At 39.6% G+C, this 18,284-nt stretch carries 15 protein-coding genes; 9 read left to right on the top strand and 6 right to left on the bottom strand.

Going from position 1 to position 18,284, the window contains the following annotated elements:
- Nucleotides 1-390: 390 nt before the first annotated feature.
- Nucleotides 391-1,998, top strand: a complete 1,608-nt coding sequence (locus AB4138_RS04230; protein WP_372305086.1) for a BCCT family transporter — start codon at nt 391-393, stop codon at nt 1,996-1,998.
- Nucleotides 1,999-2,203: 205 nt separating this feature from the next.
- On the opposite strand, the gene AB4138_RS04225 is transcribed toward AB4138_RS04230, so the two are convergent.
- Entirely contained in the window at nt 2,204-3,130 is a 927-nt protein-coding gene (locus AB4138_RS04225) for a M14 family metallocarboxypeptidase (RefSeq protein WP_017064294.1), read from the bottom strand.
- A gap of 175 nt (nt 3,131-3,305) precedes the next feature.
- Here AB4138_RS04225 and AB4138_RS04220 point away from each other — a divergent pair, with 175 nt between their 5' ends.
- The gene (locus AB4138_RS04220; RefSeq protein ID WP_372126458.1) at nt 3,306-4,211 is read left to right on the top strand and encodes a DUF808 domain-containing protein; all 906 of its coding nucleotides are present in this window, start codon (nt 3,306-3,308) and stop codon (nt 4,209-4,211) included.
- Between the two features lie 117 nt (nt 4,212-4,328).
- On the opposite strand, the gene pyrC is transcribed toward AB4138_RS04220, so the two are convergent.
- From pyrC to AB4138_RS04205, 3 genes are all read right to left on the bottom strand, one after another.
- Complete coding sequence (gene pyrC / locus AB4138_RS04215; protein ID WP_372129481.1) at nt 4,329-5,357, bottom strand: dihydroorotase; 1,029 nt, start codon at nt 5,355-5,357, stop codon at nt 4,329-4,331.
- 192 nt (nt 5,358-5,549) lie between these two features.
- Nucleotides 5,550-5,708 carry a YqaE/Pmp3 family membrane protein gene (locus tag AB4138_RS04210; protein WP_017059962.1) on the bottom strand — a complete coding sequence of 53 codons (159 nt, stop codon included), beginning with the start codon at nt 5,706-5,708 and terminating at the stop codon, nt 5,550-5,552.
- A gap of 286 nt (nt 5,709-5,994) precedes the next feature.
- Nucleotides 5,995-7,683: an adhesion domain-containing protein gene (locus AB4138_RS04205; RefSeq protein WP_372134416.1), complete on the bottom strand. Its 1,689-nt coding sequence runs from the start codon at nt 7,681-7,683 to the stop codon at nt 5,995-5,997.
- A 743-nt stretch (nt 7,684-8,426) separates the two neighbouring features.
- On the opposite strand from AB4138_RS04205, the gene AB4138_RS04200 reads away from it, so the two are divergent.
- The 7 genes from AB4138_RS04200 (at nt 8,427) to AB4138_RS04170 (ending at nt 15,688) form a co-directional block, all read left to right on the top strand.
- Nucleotides 8,427-8,957, top strand: a complete 531-nt coding sequence (locus tag AB4138_RS04200; RefSeq protein WP_102321323.1) for a hypothetical protein — start codon at nt 8,427-8,429, stop codon at nt 8,955-8,957.
- Between the two features lie 66 nt (nt 8,958-9,023).
- Nucleotides 9,024-9,551, top strand: coding sequence for a hypothetical protein (locus tag AB4138_RS04195; protein ID WP_240800848.1), 528 nt, complete (start codon nt 9,024-9,026; stop codon nt 9,549-9,551).
- Nucleotides 9,551-12,352: a CS1-pili formation C-terminal domain-containing protein gene (locus AB4138_RS04190; RefSeq protein ID WP_102321324.1), complete on the top strand. Its 2,802-nt coding sequence runs from the start codon at nt 9,551-9,553 to the stop codon at nt 12,350-12,352. Before AB4138_RS04195 ends, AB4138_RS04190 begins: the two co-directional genes overlap by 1 nt.
- Nucleotides 12,353-12,365: 13 nt before the next feature.
- A complete protein-coding gene (locus AB4138_RS04185) occupies nt 12,366-13,070 on the top strand; it encodes a hypothetical protein (RefSeq protein ID WP_229648578.1) in 705 nt (234 codons plus the stop codon).
- Nucleotides 13,027-14,154, top strand: coding sequence for a hypothetical protein (locus AB4138_RS04180; protein ID WP_372305081.1), 1,128 nt, complete (start codon nt 13,027-13,029; stop codon nt 14,152-14,154). Before AB4138_RS04185 ends, AB4138_RS04180 begins: the two co-directional genes overlap by 44 nt.
- On the top strand, nt 14,151-14,891 hold the full coding sequence (locus tag AB4138_RS04175) for a LysM peptidoglycan-binding domain-containing protein (RefSeq protein WP_372305078.1): 741 nt from the start codon (nt 14,151-14,153) through the stop codon (nt 14,889-14,891). Before AB4138_RS04180 ends, AB4138_RS04175 begins: the two co-directional genes overlap by 4 nt.
- A 533-nt stretch (nt 14,892-15,424) precedes the next feature.
- Nucleotides 15,425-15,688, top strand: a complete 264-nt coding sequence (locus AB4138_RS04170) for a hypothetical protein (protein WP_017062773.1) — start codon at nt 15,425-15,427, stop codon at nt 15,686-15,688.
- A gap of 255 nt (nt 15,689-15,943) precedes the next feature.
- Here AB4138_RS04170 and AB4138_RS04165 read toward each other — a convergent pair whose 3' ends face one another.
- Nucleotides 15,944-16,954: a helix-turn-helix domain-containing protein gene (locus tag AB4138_RS04165; protein ID WP_102321327.1), complete on the bottom strand. Its 1,011-nt coding sequence runs from the start codon at nt 16,952-16,954 to the stop codon at nt 15,944-15,946.
- 96 nt (nt 16,955-17,050) lie between these two features.
- On the bottom strand, nt 17,051-18,007 hold the full coding sequence (locus AB4138_RS04160) for a helix-turn-helix domain-containing protein (RefSeq protein ID WP_102332686.1): 957 nt from the start codon (nt 18,005-18,007) through the stop codon (nt 17,051-17,053).
- Nucleotides 18,008-18,284 lie beyond the last annotated feature (277 nt).

Below are 18,284 nucleotides of genomic sequence, written 5' to 3'. Positions count from 1 at the left end.
CCGCGATGAACCTTTTTTATTAGAGCTATAAGTAAATTGGGTGATTATTAAAATTATCTGTAAAAAGTTTGGATGTGATTTTACGGTGCGTCATTTTAATTTAAATTGTTGTATTTGAAGGTTTTTATTCTTTTGTTTTATTCTGTTTTTATTGGGTTAACTATCACTATCAACGGTGGTTTGGGTGACTATTGAGCTAAAAATCAGTCAAAATGCTTTGAGCTGTGCTATAATGTGCGCCTTGGGATTGAGCCAGTAAGTCCATTTATCACTAACTATTGTGATTTTTATTGCCTTTTATTTAGGCGATGCGGCGAGCCAATCAAGTAGTAGTTGGATATGGAGAGCGTCCTTATATTCGTTGAATCGGATATGCGAACATCATAATTTATGAGTTTTAAATCAAAAAAGTACAGTATTGATTCTACTGACTATCAAGTTGGTCAAGACAACGTCAGTAAATGGGGCATGGATGTCCATAACACAGTTTTCGTAGCCTCAGTTGGCTTATCTCTTCTCTTCATCATCACTCTTCTTGCTCTTCCTCCTGCAGATGCTAAAGCTGCAATTGATTCTATTAAGGGTGCTGTTCTATCAAAGTTTGACTTCCTGTTTATGTGGGGAGCTAACATCATGCTAGCGTTTGCTGTTGTTCTTGCTTTTTCACCGTTGGGTAAAATCCGTTTAGGTGGCGAAGACGCGACGGCGGACTATTCAATGTCATCTTGGATTGCGATGTTATTCGCAGCAGGTATGGGTATTGGACTTATCTTCTGGGGTGTTGCAGAGCCAACTGCGTTCTTCACTAACTGGTTCGGAACGCCATTAGACGCAGAACCTTTCACAGCCGCTGGTCGTGAACTGGCGCTAGGCGCAACCGTATTCCACTGGGGTTTTCATGCATGGGCTATCTATGGCATGACGGCGCTTTGTCTGGCGTACTTTGTTTATAACAAAGGCTTACCGCTATCAATGCGTTCTGTGTTTTACCCAATTCTGGGTGAGCGTGTGTGGGGCAAAACTGGTGATGTAATCGATGTACTAACCGTACTGGTTACTCTGTTTGGCCTTGCGACTTCATTGGGCTTAGGTGGTACACAAGCAGCAAGTGGTATTAGCCACGTGTTCGGCTTGGAAAACAACATCTTCCTTCAGCAATCAATTATCGTTTTGATTATGGGCTTGGCGATCATCTCTGTTATGCGTGGCATGGACGGTGGTGTTAAGTTCCTAAGTAACCTGAACATGGTTATTGCATTCATATTCCTTGGTCTTATCGCTGTATTGAATTTCACAACTGTGCTTGATTCAATGGCAACGGCGGCAACGGGCTATGTGAAAAATATCGTAGCTTTGAGCCAAAGTGCGGGTCGTGAAGACACAACATGGCTGCATGGCTGGACTGTGTTCTACTGGGCATGGTGGGTTGCGTATGCACCATTCTTCGGTATGTTCGTAGCGCGTATTTCTAAGGGCCGTACGGTTCGTGAGTTCCTACTTTGCGTACTGATTATCCCAACATTGGTAACGTCGGCTTGGATGTCGATCTTCGGTGGCGTAGCTATCGAGCAAGTAATTAACCATGTGGGGCAACTTGGCCTCGACCAAGGCATTACAGACGTATCTCTAAGCTTGTTTTACATGCTAGATGCTTACTCGTTCGGTAGCATTCTGTCTGTTCTCGCAGTCGCGCTGATCATCGTGTTCTTCGTTACAACGTTGGACTCAGGTTCTATCGTTATCGATGGCATGACGGCGGGTGGTAAATTAGAAGTGCCAGTGAAACAGAAAGTCGTTTGGGCGGTTATCTCAGGTGCTATCGCGATGGTGATGCTGTGGATTGGTGGTACTCAATCAATCCAAGCTCTGCAATCTATTACGATTATTGCAGCACTGCCGTTTACGATCATTCTTTTGATTGGTTGTGTGAGCTTGTTGAAAGGCCTACTGACAGAAGTCGGTAAAGGGCAAGAAACGGTTACTCCGGCCACTAAGTAAGTACCTCTAGATAGGAACTTACTCTAATCAGCAGATTCAAAGCTCCCTTGCACCGCGTGCAAGGGAGCTTTTTTATGCCGTAGAAGACATCAGCGAAAGAGAAACAAAAAAGAGCCACAAGTGAGTAGTCATTTGTGGCTCTTTTAGTTCTTGGCTCTTAGTTATTAGTCTAGGTGCCCGGTTCTAGCCATGAGCGGGTTTACGCTTACGCGTTCAATTCGTGCTGAATAACGTAATCCAAAGCACCAACAACAGCAGCAACTTGAGCATCATTACACTCTTCGTCTGTTACTTTGTCACTGTCTGGGTAAACCTCTGTGGTTGTACCGTACTTACAGTCAGTCACGCCGCCACATAAGCCAAGCTTCTTCATTGGGTAGTTGATCACGCCGTGTTGAGTGACGTCTGAACCAATGATCTTGCCTTCGTCATCCGCAGGCGCAATGTGGGTTACTTTTTCAACTGAAGCGATGACAGCAGCTTGGAATTCAGGTTGTGGGTTTTCAGTATCGCCAACAGTGTAGAAACCGTCTGGGATCATACCTTCGATGTACTCAATGCCATCACGAGCTGCGAGTGCAGGTCGGAATTCAGTTTCATCAGAGTCAGTCGTCTCATGCAGGTCAACGTGAACCAATACTTCTGGCAGAGACGCTACTAGAGCTCGTAGGTTTGCTGATTCTTCTGCTGGCGTACCGTCGTAGAAAGAGCGGTTTGGATCAACAGCATTTGGATTCCAGCGGTTGATCACTTCGTAGCCCCAAGGGCTCACACAAGGTGCGACAACAATGTTGAAGTGCGCCGTGTATTTTTCTGCTTGAGTCGCAGCGAATTTGATCGCGCCATGCACGCCACTGGTTTCGTAACCGTGAACACCACCTGTCACCAGAATCGTCGGCTTTGACTCGTCCCAGTTTTTGCTCTTGATAGCGAAGAGTGGGAAGCGAGCTTCGTCGTAGCTCAGTGCGCCGTATTGTTCGATGTCAAAGCGGTCTGCCAGTGCTTTAATCTTTGGTACAACTTCTTGCTGGTATTCACGCTTAACCGTTCGTTGAGCTAACCATGCTTCACGTTCTGCTTGTTGCCATTTTTGCCCTGGCTTACCAATCGGGTAGGTAGATTCACTTTTCATCAATACTTTTTCTTTTATGTTCGTGAAAGATTAAGACAGATTATTCCTGTCTAACAGAGACAGCAATAGAAAACACAACTTGTGACTTTATTTTTTACAGACTCATAACTTTGATGAGTGAATTGATGGTGTTACATTTTATTGATGGTTCAATTCTTTATAAAGAGACAACAAAATGGCTGGAGCAAGTTTACTAACACTGCTAGATGACATTGCAACCGTGTTGGATGATGTCGCATTGATGTCTAAGGTAGCCGCTAAAAAAACCGCAGGCGTATTAGGTGACGATTTAGCCCTTAACGCCCAGCAGGTATCCGGTGTTTCTGCTGAAAGAGAAATCCCAGTGGTATGGGCGGTCGCCAAAGGCTCATTTAAAAACAAGCTGATTTTGGTTCCGGCAGCACTATTGATCAGTGCATTCATTCCTTGGTTGATCATGCCACTACTGGTGATTGGTGGTCTGTTTCTTTGTTTTGAAGGGGCAGAGAAAATCTTAGAAAAGCTTTTTCCTCATGCTCATCAACACGAAGAGAAAGATGAGGAAAGCAGCTCGGGTGAATCTGTTGAAGAGTATGAGAAGAGAAAGGTAGCAGGCGCGATTCGGACTGACTTTATCTTATCTGCGGAAATCATTGTAATTGCGCTGGGTACCGTAACGGGTACAAGTATCGTGACTCAGATTCTTGTGGTGAGTTTGATAGCGGTTGTGATGACGATTGGTGTTTATGGCTTAGTGGCAGGGATCGTTAAGCTGGATGATTTAGGTTTCTATCTCCAGCGAACATCGAATGGCAGTGGCATTAAAACTCGATTGGGTAACGGGCTAGTCGCGTTTGCGCCCAAGTTAATGAAGACGCTTGCGGTGGTCGGTACTGCGGCGATGTTCTTGGTTGGCGGCGGTATTGTGGTGCACAACGTTCCTGCGATTCATCACTTAATTGAACCGATTATTATGGACTTCAGTGGGCATACGATTGCGACTGCGGTGGTACCAACGCTATTAAATGGTGTGATTGGGGTTTTATCTGGATTGATTGTCGTTGCTATTTGGACTGCTATCGGAAAAATTCGCGGTAAGTAATCGTTAAATTACTGCTGGGAATAAGACAGTCTTTCATCGAAACAAAAAAGGGTCACCATAATTACTATGGTGACCCTTTTCGCTAAATGGAGGGTGTTTATTTAACAGCCCAAGTGCTTATTTTACAGACCAAGCAATCGCCTCGCCGCCACGGATTGGCACAACGATGTCTGAACCGAAAGGCATCGTTTCAGCAACATTCCACTCTTCTTTAACGAGCGTAATTGTATCTGAGTTACGTGGCATGCCGTAGAAGTCTGGGCCATTGTGGCTCGCGAATGCTTCTAGGTTCTCAATCTTGCCTTCTAAATCGAATACTTCAGCGTACAGTTCAACCGCAGCGTGCGCTGTGTAAGAACCTGCACAACCACACGCTGACTCTTTTGCACCTTTAGCGTGTGGTGCAGAGTCTGTACCCAAGAAGAACTTCTTGCTGCCGCTTGTTGCCGCTTCGATAAGCGCTAATTGGTGCGTGTTGCGCTTTAGGATAGGAAGGCAGTAGAAGTGTGGCTTAATGCCGCCAACCAACATGTGGTTGCGGTTGTAAAGCAGGTGGTGAGCGGTGATAGTCGCAGCAACGTTGTCGTTCGCGTTCTTCACGAAAGTCGCAGCATCTGCAGTTGTGATGTGCTCTAGAACAATCTTCAGGTTAGGGAAGTCGTTCACAATCGGTGCAAGTACTGTGTCCAGGAACTGCTTCTCACGGTCAAAGATATCAACATCGTGAGTCGTTACTTCACCGTGTACCAAAAGTAGCATGCCAACTTCCTGCATTGCTTCTAGTACGTGGTAAATCTTTTGAGCAGAAGTTACGCCTGAATCAGAGTTTGTTGTTGCGCCAGCAGGGTATAGCTTCGCTGCTACAACAGCGCCAGATTCTTTCGCTTTACGAATTTCATCAGGTGTTGTGTTGTCTGTCAGGTAAAGTGCCATTAGAGGCTGGAATTGTTCACTTGGCTGCTCTGCCATGATGCGTTCACGGTAAGCAAGAGCCATTTCGGTATCGGTTACCGGTGGGATCGTATTTGGCATGATTAACGCTCGACCATTGTAACGGCTGATATCGCGAACTGTATCTTTTAATACTTCGCCATCGCGTAGATGAACGTGCCAGTCGTCAGGACGAGTAATCGTAAGTTGTGTCATTGAAGGCTCCCACCATTTGAAGTGTTATGTAGTTGGAGCCTAAACTCAGCGAAATCTGTGAAAGCAATCGCTTACGTTTAGGCGACAGGATGATAGTGGAAAAGTACTTTCATTTCATCCTATTTTTAACTCTTCATGGCTAGGAGCTTGTTTTTATGGATATTTTATTCGGTATCTATTTGTTAATAAGGGTTAGCGGGTGGCTACCCACAGACCATGGATCATTCCTGGAACCCAGAAGAAGAAAGTAAGAATGATATTAATCACCAAATCTTTCCCGGCGCCGCGAGCGAAGAACACGCCAACAGGCGGAAGCAGTACACATAAGATGATAATGACGAGTTTGTTCATGATAAATCCTTTTTATTCAATGAAAGTTCAATGCGGTAAACGTGTTCATATTATAGAACGTCTCGAGAGTGTTACGGCATTGCTGCCTTAATGTACCAAAATAGAAAGCTAAACATCTCAAGATACTAGCCTAGTATCAAGTGTTTAATGCCTGCCAGTTCGACTAAAGTTAGATTGGATGTAATAGTGAGGTTTGAGTTGAAATTGTTTAAATTGAAACATAAATAGTGTGCAGTCTAGCGTTAAACTAGTTACGAATAACTAGTTTAACGCTAGCGTCTTAGGATTATTCGGTATCAACCCAAAGCTCTAATCCATTTAGGTAGCTGTCTCCTGTGGCCCTAAAGCCTGTTAACTGCTCATCTGCGGTTAGAGTATATTCATCGCTATAGTGACCTGAGTAAGATTTGCTACCACAGGTTAACAGTAAGCCACCAGATTTATTATATAGAAAGAGTCGAGACATATCGTTTCCAGACCCAAACTCTGTGGGTCCCCAGACAGCTCTAACTCTACCTATGTCAGCAACGTTTATTGTATGTTTGGCTCCGCCAGTGCCTCCAATATGAGCACCTCCTACCTGCGAGATAGAATCTACAATAAACCCACAGCCAAACGTCACTTGAGCATTGATACGAGTATCAAATAGATAATCATTACCAATGTCATCACCAAGGAATTTAACTGGATACCCTAGAGGTGTTGCATCGACGCAAGCAGCAAATCGAACACTCGAATTGGCATCATATGTACTAACAACTCTATCTGCCATGTTTACGGAATGATGATAGCTAGTTCCACTTGCTCCTTGGTTACTAGCCCAGTAGCTAACGTCAATTGGCCAGTTGTGATTAGTAAACAAACGGCCACTAGTATTGCCATCATCATATAGGCTTCGAAGTTCTGTCACCGTTGGCAATCGTGCTCCTCTAGCTTGGCACAAGTGATTAGCAGTGTGCCAATCGTGAGAAGCCGTGGTGATACCATTTAAAGCGGTAGTACCGTTACCAACTTGAGGTGTGGCGATGATTTCAGCATCTTTAGCATCTGCGTACATCAACGGTGGTAGGTAGATATTCCCTGAGACGATTGGCTCATATGGGTTACCGACGTAACCTTGCAAAATTCCTGTGGCATAGCCCCCTTTTCCATCAGACACAACATAGGACACAGATGTTTCTCCAGGTTGGGTACTAGTGAAATCAAACTCAGTATCATTGAAAAGATTACCATCGTTGTTGGCATCGTTTGGAATTAAGATGGTTGCACCAAAGCTGTATATGTCAACGAGATGAAGAGTATCACCGTCAGGGTCACTTATAAGATCCGCAACATTGAACCTTAATTGTTTACCATAAGGAATTTTAGCTACCTCGTCACCAGAGTCTGGATCTATATAACTGATTTTCCTACGAGATTCTGCTGTTGGTGCACTGTTTGTGTCTGTTGAGACCGCGATATCAATACTACCAGCTAACACACTTGAACCATCACTATAGCTATATAGGATGCGTTCTACGCCGCTTGGTATGCCATCTCCTGGGGTGTAATCAATCGTATTAGTTGATGTGTTTGCAATAGCAGTTGAATTTGTCGCATCACCATTAGGCAATGTAACCGTGGTTGCTAATGCATATGTGCTTGTGTCTAGAGAGTACCCCGCGTTCCCAAGCTCTTTAGCGATATCTATTTGTACAGATGTGAAAGAGGAGGTTAGTCCTGAAATCGGTGTAAGTTGCTCAGTTGACTCACCGACAGCCGCACGAACTGTCGCTTCAGCAAAACCATCTCCTGATGTTGCTGAAGTAGCGCTAATACGCGCCTCTCCATGGTTACTATGGGAGCTCATAGCGATGTCAGAAGGTAGCGCAGCGCCAACTCGATAGCGGTAGTCGCACACTTTTGCACTTTGAGCGCTAATGGTGAAGCCATTGGCATTTTGGGATACAACATTACAATCATAGCTATTATTCAAAGACGTAACTGTCGTTAATGTAACTGACGAATCATCAGATGACTCCATATTATTCGACAAATCAACAAAAAAGGTATTTGTGGGAGTGCTTTGACGAATTACATCCTGAGCATAGTAAAGGGTATCTCCTGATGTTGGAGATTCGGGTTTGGAGTTAGTAGTCGCTTCGTCGCTAGATGCACCACACCCAAACAGCGCCAATGATATCGCTACTGACAGGGATAATTTATGAAAAGGTGCGTATGTACTTATTCTCATCATGTATTTAATACTCATTAGTGAATGTTATGGGAATTAAGCAAAGAGAGCACAGCCCATTATTTATTTGCGTATTCTAACAAGGCTAAATCACTTTAAATTAGCACGAGCTAGTATCTGGCACTGGTGAGTGCCTAGTTGACAGCTGGCGCTATTAGCAATGATATAAGTTAAAACTCAAACTGTTATACGTCTCTAGTATTTATATTGAAGTGGGGTTGTTCATGTGAATAACTACTTTTATAAGATAAGACCGAAGGTGGGATCTAATACCAGTTACTAAATTAGCGAATGAGTAACCTAAGGAATTAAATGCCTAGGTTATTTTTTAGGTGAATGGTTTTCTTGCTCAAATATCCACTAGGCATATCGGAAGGTCACTTTTCTTTACTTGCTAACCAAAACGTTTATTCATTGCATATCATACACCCGAAGTTAGCAAGGGGCTAACTAATCATATTATGAATATATCGAAGGAAATAAAAGTGAAAAAACTAACACTTATTACACTGCTATCTGCAATTACATCTGTTCCAGCTTTTTCTGCACCTGGCGATACCTCTATTGGTTCTGTAGTATTCAGCGGCTTTGTTCCTGGTTTTGTATCCAACGGTGACATCCTTGTTACTGGTGCGGGCGGTAGTGAAGACCCTGCTTCTTTTGTTGGTACGTTACAGGTGAACGCTGACGGTACGTTCGCAACGACTAAAGCAGTTGTTTTGGAAGCGCATGACTACACGGGGGCTGTGCTTGGGGCTTTAACTCCAGCTAACTGGACGGTATCACAAGTAAATGTGCTTCCAGCTTCAATGGGTGAAGTACAGCCTAACATTGTCGTCGGCGATAACCTTTCAGCGACGGAACTTACTGCAGCTGACTACTTAGCTTCAACTCAACTTTCAGCAGGCGATACGATTCAACTGTATGTTGCTAACGATACAGCACACTCAACTCCAGATGATATTGCTGGTACAGAAGTTATCGTTAACGTTGATATGATTGCAACTTTGCCATAAGAAAAAATCTCATTATTTGATAGGCACTTAATTAATTAAGTGCCTTGTTTTTCGAGGCTGATGAAAATGAATATCTATATAAATTATTTCTTTCTATTATTGCTTGTTATTTTTAGTTTCAATAGCTTTGGCTATGAAAGCTATTCATTTCCAGTAAATACACAAATAAATAGAGCGAATTTGTATGACTATTCTATAAATGTAGATTTATCTGATGAGTTTATTGCACTGAAGTATGATGGTGAGAACGAAACCTTTCTAAATGGGCGTTTTTATTCTTATATTAGAACGAATATACCAACAAGCTCTGGGGATTCGTTTGAATACAGTTATAACATATCAGAGTTCACTTCTAAATGTGTTTTCAACGATAGCGGTGAGACTATGTATGATGATTTTGTCGATCTCTATATCGATAGAAAACATTACTCTGATATTTCAGATATACCAAACTTTGAATTTAATAATATTAAAAATACTGAATATGAAAACTCTACCAATGAATTTGAATTAGTGACAAATAAAAATATACCGAGTGATGAGCCATTAGATTGCAATGGTCGTATTACGTTCAATGTGGAGCTTCAACTATAATGTTTATTAGACTTTGGTTTGGTTTAAACTTAATTATCATATTTTTCTTGGCCATAATATATAGTTCAAAATCCGTCGCAAATATTCCAGATGGATTTGAAGATATGTTTGAAGAGAAGTTGATAAGAATGCCACTAATTCTCTCGGCTGATAACAACAAATTATTCTATTCGGAAGCTTTCATCTCGGGTGATGAAGTAAGAATTCCCACTTCACAAAAACAACTTGTAGCACAAGCATTGGCGAATGAACTTGGTATTGAGAAAGATGTTAGCGATGCGATGGCAACAACACTGGTAAATGGGGTTGAATCGAGCCTAGATTGTAAAGGTTATCGAAGTGAATGTGGTCTACTACCTGATTTATATGATTTTGTTTATGTGCCAGATAGCCAATCATTGATTATTCATGTTAACTCACAATTCTTAACTGAGATAATAGAAGAGTCAGAAATAAAATTTGTAAAAGAAGAGATCGATCAAAACGCGATCATTATGTCACATGGTTTGAATCTATCTGGTTCTTATAGCGACAACACTGATTATACATCGTCTTATTCTTATCAACATGAAAATTATGCAGGTTTTGGCAAGTATGGCTATTTGCATAATGATCTAAACTTTAGTGATGTCAATGGTTTCAGTTCGGATGACTCATCGTATAACTATGTTGGTGGTAATACTCGTTTCTCTGTCGGGTATAAATACCAAGAACGCCCTTGGAATAGTACTCAGTTTTTAGAAAATGGCAGCAAAACTTCTGGTTACATGTTGTCGATTGGATCGACGAGAGAGCTAGTAAAAAAATCATCTTCTAATTCTAGACGAGTATATTTGAACATTTCAAGAGCTGGTCGACTAGAAATTAATGATGATAGAGGCCGTGTTCTATTAAGTCGTAATGTGGATGCAGGGCAAGAATACTTTGACTATAACGAGCTACCATTTGGTACTTATACTGCGACAATTCGAATATTTGATGGCAGTGAAGAGTTTTACACAGAAGATAGGTTGATAGTCAATACAAGCTCTTCGTCGATTAAAACCGGCGAACTAGATTATCATATTACAGCCGGTTATTTATCAAGAGACCTGACGAATACGGGACTAGAGGACGATTTTGACCAGAAATCCATCAACTTTGCTTATGATAATTATGAAAGTCCAATGTTCACCAATGGGAAATTGAGCTATCAAGTTACGGATTTTTTTGCACTGGGTGCAGGTTCGTTTATTACAGGGGAAGATAATTATAATTATGTTGGTGGTCACTTATCTTTAGGGGAAGTGTCCAGAATATCGGCAGTAACAGGATTATTTGACGATGGATCTAGTTTTTATAATTTTGATGTGGGGATTTATAACTTAAGTGTATCTTACACAAAATTTGATAGTGAAAATGATAATAGTATTGGAGATATTAGTTTGTCTCAACTTTTATTCAGTAACTCGAACTATACGTCATTATCAGTAAATTACAACAAGTACTTAACGAGAAATATATCATCATATATATCGGGTATATTAACAAAAAACCAATATAAAGATTTTAGTAATGGTTATAATAATGAATCAGAAAGTTGGTCTGCAAGAAGTGGCGTGCAGATATCATCATTACCACTTGACTCAAAGGTGAACTTAGAGTTATCAGCAAGTGAATCGAGCGATATAAATTATGGTGTTATGGCCTCAATAATTATTCCAATAGGCCAGGAAAACACATACACACATAGTACACAAGCACAAATAGATGATAGTGGTGATGTTGCGCTATCGCATAGAGATACAGTCTCAAGTAGTCTAATTAACAGAAACAATCTAAATGTATCAAGCTCTGCGGGACTTTATTATCAAGATTCTACTGAAGACCAAAGCAGTGCCGATTTATCATTGTCTGCAAATTATAAGAATAAATATATTGACTCAAACTCTTATACCTATATCAATTCAAGTAGCAATACAAGTGTTTCTGCATATATTGGTACAAGTAATATCGTAACTTCTCAAGGAATAGAGTTTACGAGTGAAAAGTCATCTTCTTATTTTATTTCGAATAATGATACAGGGGAACTGTCTTCGGATGGAAAATTCTTGGCGGTAGTTAACTCCGAGCAGAATGGAAAACAAAGCAATGCTTATGTTAGTGGAGATGCTTTGACGGTATATCCATTAAAAGAGTTCTATGAATATGAATTCAAGCTTGATACGGAAGCCTCTGATTTTTACAACAATGGTGAGTCTTATACGTCGGCTACTAGTTATCCAGGAACTGTTATCCGTTTGGATACGTCGTTGTCTGAGTTGAAATCATTTATATCGACGTTTAGTGATATAAATGGAAATCCAATAGACGGAGTTGAATGTATCGGTGGAGGTTGTGTTTCTACTGACAAGCTTGTTGAAGGTGTGTATCAATTTAAGGTGAAAGATAAACAACCTTACAAAATTATATCTAAGGAAAACCAATGTGTAATACCGGAGTTATCATCGGTTAATAATTTGAATTTAGGTAATAACTTCTGTATGCCATCATTCGAAGAAAATAGTGAAGGTTATCAGATAGCCCTAGTTGATGGTGTTTATTATTACTACTTAGGGCAATACAAGGATAGTAATATTGTATTGAACTATCAGAACAAACTGAACAACTCAGGTGTTGAAATTATAAACAAAAAGCTTGGCGGTTATTTGTATATATTCGCTAAGTCTCCTGAGCAACTAACTACGGCAAACAAACTGTATGTTGATGAACTCATTAATTATGCAGTTCATATGGAGATGACGCCATATGCTTATAACTAACATAGAGAAAATTATGCAACGTGTAATATTTACTTCGATACTATTAATGACGACCTCTTTTAGCCATGCATTTAGCATAGATAAAATGCTTCTTATAGCTGGAGAAGATGGTAATGGAGTTTTTACTCTGACTAGTTCGAAAACTGAACCTGAATATATAAAAGGTAACGTTAGCCAAGTAAAGGTTGAAAACGGAGAGTTAGAAAAGGTAGAGCTAACAAAAGATAATTTACCTTTATGGGATCTTGCGCTATTACCCAATAAACTGATATTAAATCCGGGGGAAAGACGTCGTGTATCAGTAAAGAATTTATGTCAGGTTAATTGTGATGATTTAGAGAAGGACAAAGTTTATCAAGTGACTTTCATGCCTAGCGTTATCGATGGAGATAAAAAAGAAAGTATAATTGGTATTAATTATGGTTATGCTCCTTATTATATTGTACCTGCAAAAAATACTAATGTTGACTACAAAGTTAAATATAACGGTTCAGAAGTTTATGTGGAAAATAATGGTAACACATTTTTCTACATACAGTTTGATAACTGTAAACCGAATTCTGTTAGTAACAAATGTAAACAAACTAATACAATACTATCTGGTCGAAAGAAAACCATAAAATTAGCAGAAGGCCTGCAAAATGTCGATTCGTTATCCGTTAAGGTAGCCAACCATGATTACAGTTATAACAAAAATATCACTATTAAAAAGAAATAGCCTAATTAGTATAGCGCTATTATTCACGGCTTTAGATAGTAGCCATGCTGCAGATGTATACGGAACGATTACAGCAAACAACTCTGTGGTTTGGAACAATGCGGCGCCAAATAGTTATTTCGGTAGTGAAGCTATATCTCCATCTGCATGGACGATAGCGCAAGAGCAACCAACGGCAGAGTGGTATCCCGCAACGATGGATAACCAACCCGTTAATAACGTTAGCTTTGTTAATCATTCTACAGGCGAAAGTTTTAACACCAGCCTGGAGTTGTTAGGCGTTGAGTATAATTTGGGTAGCTCGGCTAGTTATTTCACATCAAAAGACTACGGGTCAAATGTGGGAATGGGAGTTGCCAATGAGTGTGCAGCTACAAATATAAGTGGTTCGAGTGCGAAAGTGGGCCAAGAGTCGACTTTGTGTGTGTCGCGAATGGGTTACACATCAACAAGCCGAATAGAGCCTTTTAAGTTTTATCGACCTGCTTTCGCTTTGCCTAATATCAGTAATGATGTGTTCGCAGCCCCTGTTGGATCTGGAACTTTTACGGCATCAATTAACCTTTCACCCACTTACTTTTTTACAAGTCAAACCGGTACGATGACTTATACCAGAGTGCCGGAGACGTTAATTATCACGATTGATTATCAAGCTGCGATCCTTGAATCATTAACGGTACTTGGAGACGGGAATATTGAACCCCAGTATGATACTGCAACAAAAAGGATCTCTGGTACAACGAGGTATGATGTTAGCTTGTTAGGGACTTTACCTACAGGCGTTATTATGACATTTAGCCCTACGTCAGGTGACTATGAGCTTACAAATATTGATAACTCGCTAGAAAAGATACCCTACACAATCACGTGTGCCATTGGCTGCGAAAGCCCTGACAAGGTGATTGTCCAAGACGGAGTACTTAATACCGTATCTTTTCCTGATTCAGAAGTGATTACAGTGAATGGAGAAGGTAGTAACAAAGTTGATGTAGCATACGATGTTAGTTTTGATGTCGATGGAAATGCACTCAGTTCAGGTAATTACCAAGGGTCGTTTAATGTTGTTTATGAGGTGAACCTGTGAACCGACTAATTAATAATATTTTTTTTATGTTTCTAGTACTAACCAGCGGTGCAGCGGTTGCTGAGAAGCCAACTGCTCATATTTTGGGGGTAGGGGCAAACTATGGCTATAATTTTGATGGAGATATGTTTGAGAATTCTCAATCTATTTATTTTCTCTACCAATATAACCGACTTCAATTGAATCTAGGTATCAAACATTATAAATTATTAGATGATTCTGAGTACATACCTGATTTAGGTTTGCTTTATAGTATACATGATGGAGAAGAAATTGATTTAAAGGTTGGAGTCGGATTTGAAGATAAATATCCAACAATAGAGTACCTTGCTGAGTATGCTTTGAATGAATATTTGGGTGCGAGTATCGCACTTAATCAAACGTTGAATGATGATTTTGGGCAAAATCAACGAGAAGCCGTGGTTGGATTATCTTATTATTTCAATGACAGCAAGCGTAAGATTGAGTCTGACCAAGTTGAACCTCGCCCTTCGTCACTTGAAATTACGAAAGCTCCGGATTGCACATCTGACCCAACTGATACGGACTGTGACTTCGATACTATGTCTAACAGTATATCCGAAGTTGCTGTTAAGCCGACATTACCTTATGTCGTACAAGAAGGTGATTGGTTATATGAACTACGTAGAAAGTTCGGCTTCGATTTAGAAGAGATCATTGAGAGTAATGATATTGAAAATCCTGATTTGATCATTCCTGGCCAAGTATTAGAATAAGCTCTTACCGGTAACCTGATCAATATTAAAGTATTACTAGACCTATTTCTTATAAGGTATGGTGATGCTTTTTTTTTGCACTCGATTAAATCTGTCTAACTATTCATCTATGATCTTACATAGCTTACGTTGATGTGAATAATCAAGTGTTGCCAAGAATCATGGTTTACATACCAGATCTTAGGTTCAGGTATTAAATATTACGAAGTTAGATAAAATTTAATTCTCTTAATGTAAAACCATTAAACTACTATGAAGACTTGCAAGATATGTATTAGCGTTTTACTCTTCGGTCTCTCCCTAAGGTTTAACTGCCATCAAATCGCTAACCAGTGCATAATATGCATAAGTCTGGTGAATTGATGTGGCCGTATCCATGCTATATCATGATCGTTATGAATGGACTTTTCTGAACAAATTAATGTTTACAAATCTAACATCACGGATGCAAGAGTGGCTGGTAGGCATTAGACTTCTTTTTTCCTGCGAATAAGCTAAACTCTCATATGTAACCAATTACATTTGAGGTGTTTATGAAGTCGTTTGTCAATATTAAGGTCGTTTTATGTTCGTTTTTATTTTTTGCAACCTCAGCGATTGCTTCTATTAGTGCTGATGATGTCACGTTTTCAGGCCGAGTCGATGGAGATATACGAGCAATTTATTCTGACAAAAGTCTAACGAATGTGGATGGCATGCAAAACACGAAAGCTGTAAGAGGCATGACTCAGAGCAGTTATGTAACATTACTAAACAATGAAGTAGATGATGTAATTGTTCGTGAGGTTGACATGTAGTCAAGCGAACATAGCATATTAGATTCTAACTTTTTACCATATGCTTTAATACTCAATCGCTTAATTACATAGTATATAGATTGTACTGATAATTTAAGTGGGAAAATAATGAGGTATATTGGTTCAATAATATCGAATACGAATGTCAAAACTGTAGAGCTGTGTTTTGAAAGATTGAAGCAAGCAGGAGTTCATCCATCAGAACTATCTTTCGATGGATTGGTACTCCTGTTAATGTGCGCGGAAAGAGACCGCTTAGCAACACTGAGAGCTAATTGAGCATGGGTTTGAACAGGTTTGACAGCCTGTAAGCAAGTTCAAGAACTCGGGTTGAGTAAATAGCTGGCTTGTTTTTATGTGCATTAAAGCTTTAGAATAATAGTGTTTACCAATTTTGATTGCACCGTTGGTTGATTTTTTCTCGTACGAAACAACAGAAAATCCCATTTTTTCGAGTACTTCTGCTGAGCTCTTTATAGCAACTGTTGTGTAGTAGTCGGTAATGTTAGCGTGTTTTGCTAGAAACCTGAATTCTCTATTTAATTGTAGACGAAAAGGTCGCTCGTACAGCGAATGATGGCTCACCGCAAAATAAGCTAATTTTCGTCTTTTATTATAAGGAACGGTTTTTCTTAAATCTATTTCATCAATCGACTTTTGAGAAAGTGTTTCAATTTCGGAGATCATACCTTCAGTCGTGAATATAGTGCCTATGTTATGTCCTAATAGCTCCCCTGTGACGCTGTCGACATATTTATAGGCAATGAAACGTTTTTCATTGCAATATTTTAAAAAATCGATTTTATAGAGTCCATGCTTAATATTCTCATCAGAGGTTTTCTCATGAAAAACAAGTACAGAATTTACAATCTCACTATCATTAGAATTTCCAATCGGATATTCACAAACAGGATTGTGTTCGATCATCGATGTTGACTGATAATTTGCTCTGGCGATCAAGTTATTTAAACTACGGTATTTCTCTTCCATCAGAGTATTGAATTGATCAACTCTATTTTTAGAACTAGGGTCTTGATGTTGTAAATGACTAACTTTAGATAGATAAGGCTCAAGATCGTTGGTAAATTCTCGCAAAACACGAATACTACGGCTAAGAGTTGGTTTAGTTGTTCCTCTTTCCCATCGACTAAGTGTAACGGTATCAATGTTCGATAGATCTCCTCCGAGTAAGTTGAGCTTTGTAGCTGCTTGACTTTGTGTTAGTTCATTCGCGATTCGATATTTTTTTAAGTATTCGCCAAACACAGTAGTTTTCTCCAATCTTTTGCATAAGGCGAAGTATTATTATGTGTAGAAACTTAAGATGGTAGGCATCTTAATTTAAAGTCTGTTTGGCTATGCCTAATGATTTTTGATTGAGTATTGGTTATCCCACTGGGTTGTTTTTATGAGGGTTATTATTTCGGGTTGAGAAAGAAGTGTCGCTGTATCAATTTCGTATAAGCAATGTTCGAATGAGCGGTTGCCTAATTTAAAACCTCCTTTTTCTGACTCAATATCAAATGCTATTTTCTTAAATCCAAGTTGCTCTAAAATTTGTCCGATTTCAGGCCATGCACTAAAGAAATAATAACGTTGAACATTTGAATAGTGAATTAGGTTTATAAATTGAGAAACTAACATACATCGAAATATCTGGAAATTAGAAGAGTAACGATTATAATTACAAACCGATAACTTAGTCGAATTTTTATAACTGACAGATTTTGTCAGGTCGATATCAATGATTTTTGAATGAGTAACTTTGTCAAAATAGTCACTTTCGAATATAAAACTAATTGAGTGACCTACCAACTGCCCGCTTTCTGTTATAAATCTTTTTAAAATAGCTCGTTTGTTTTGTTGGTAGTCATATAGATTAATGTCGAAAAAACCCTTCGGTGTATGGATGGCTGTTTCGTAAAAGATTTTAAGGCTAGATAGTATCTTGTCATCATCTTTCAAAAGAAGTGGCATCTCAGTAATTAAAGTTGATTGTGGCTCTTGTGGCTCTTCATAACTTAATGATGAAAGCTTCGTTACCCTGTTATTAAAACGAAGTTGTTCAATCTCGTCTAGTAGCTTTGTTTCGTTTGGATTAGGTATTAATTCATAAAAGTCACTCAGGTCAACCTGTAAACAACGCAAGATTCTTAGGCATTTTGCAAGTGTTGGTTTGGTTTTTCCTCGTTCCCAACGACTGAGAGTTACCACGTCTACAGAGCGAAACTCTTCATTTGCAAGGTTTAACTTAACAGCAAGCTCACTCTGAGTAAGACCTAGTGAGACTCTCAATTCCTTTAAATAGTCACCAAACATACATTATCCCTAAGCGTAATTTGATCTAATTGAAGTATAGTCATCTATGATAGTTTATGGCGTTTTTAATAACCTATCTAAATGTAACAGACTCGAGATTACCGTTTTGAAACGGCATTGTGTATTTGTACAGGAGTTCGTTTAACTACTTATGCAGTTTGTCTTCACGGTTAAGAAGTAGGCATGTAAAGCTACATATGATTTGTTCATGCTAATCCTTGCTAGTTATTGATCTGTAGTATGGATTAATCACAAAAATGCGTATTTCGGTGATTGC

The organism is Vibrio sp. 10N.286.52.C3, from assembly GCF_041468865.1.
In the GTDB taxonomy this organism is placed as follows: domain Bacteria; phylum Pseudomonadota; class Gammaproteobacteria; order Enterobacterales; family Vibrionaceae; genus Vibrio; species Vibrio crassostreae_C.
The sequence above is the reverse complement of the archived record's forward strand: the minus strand, read 5'-3'. Positions and strand labels throughout refer to the sequence as shown.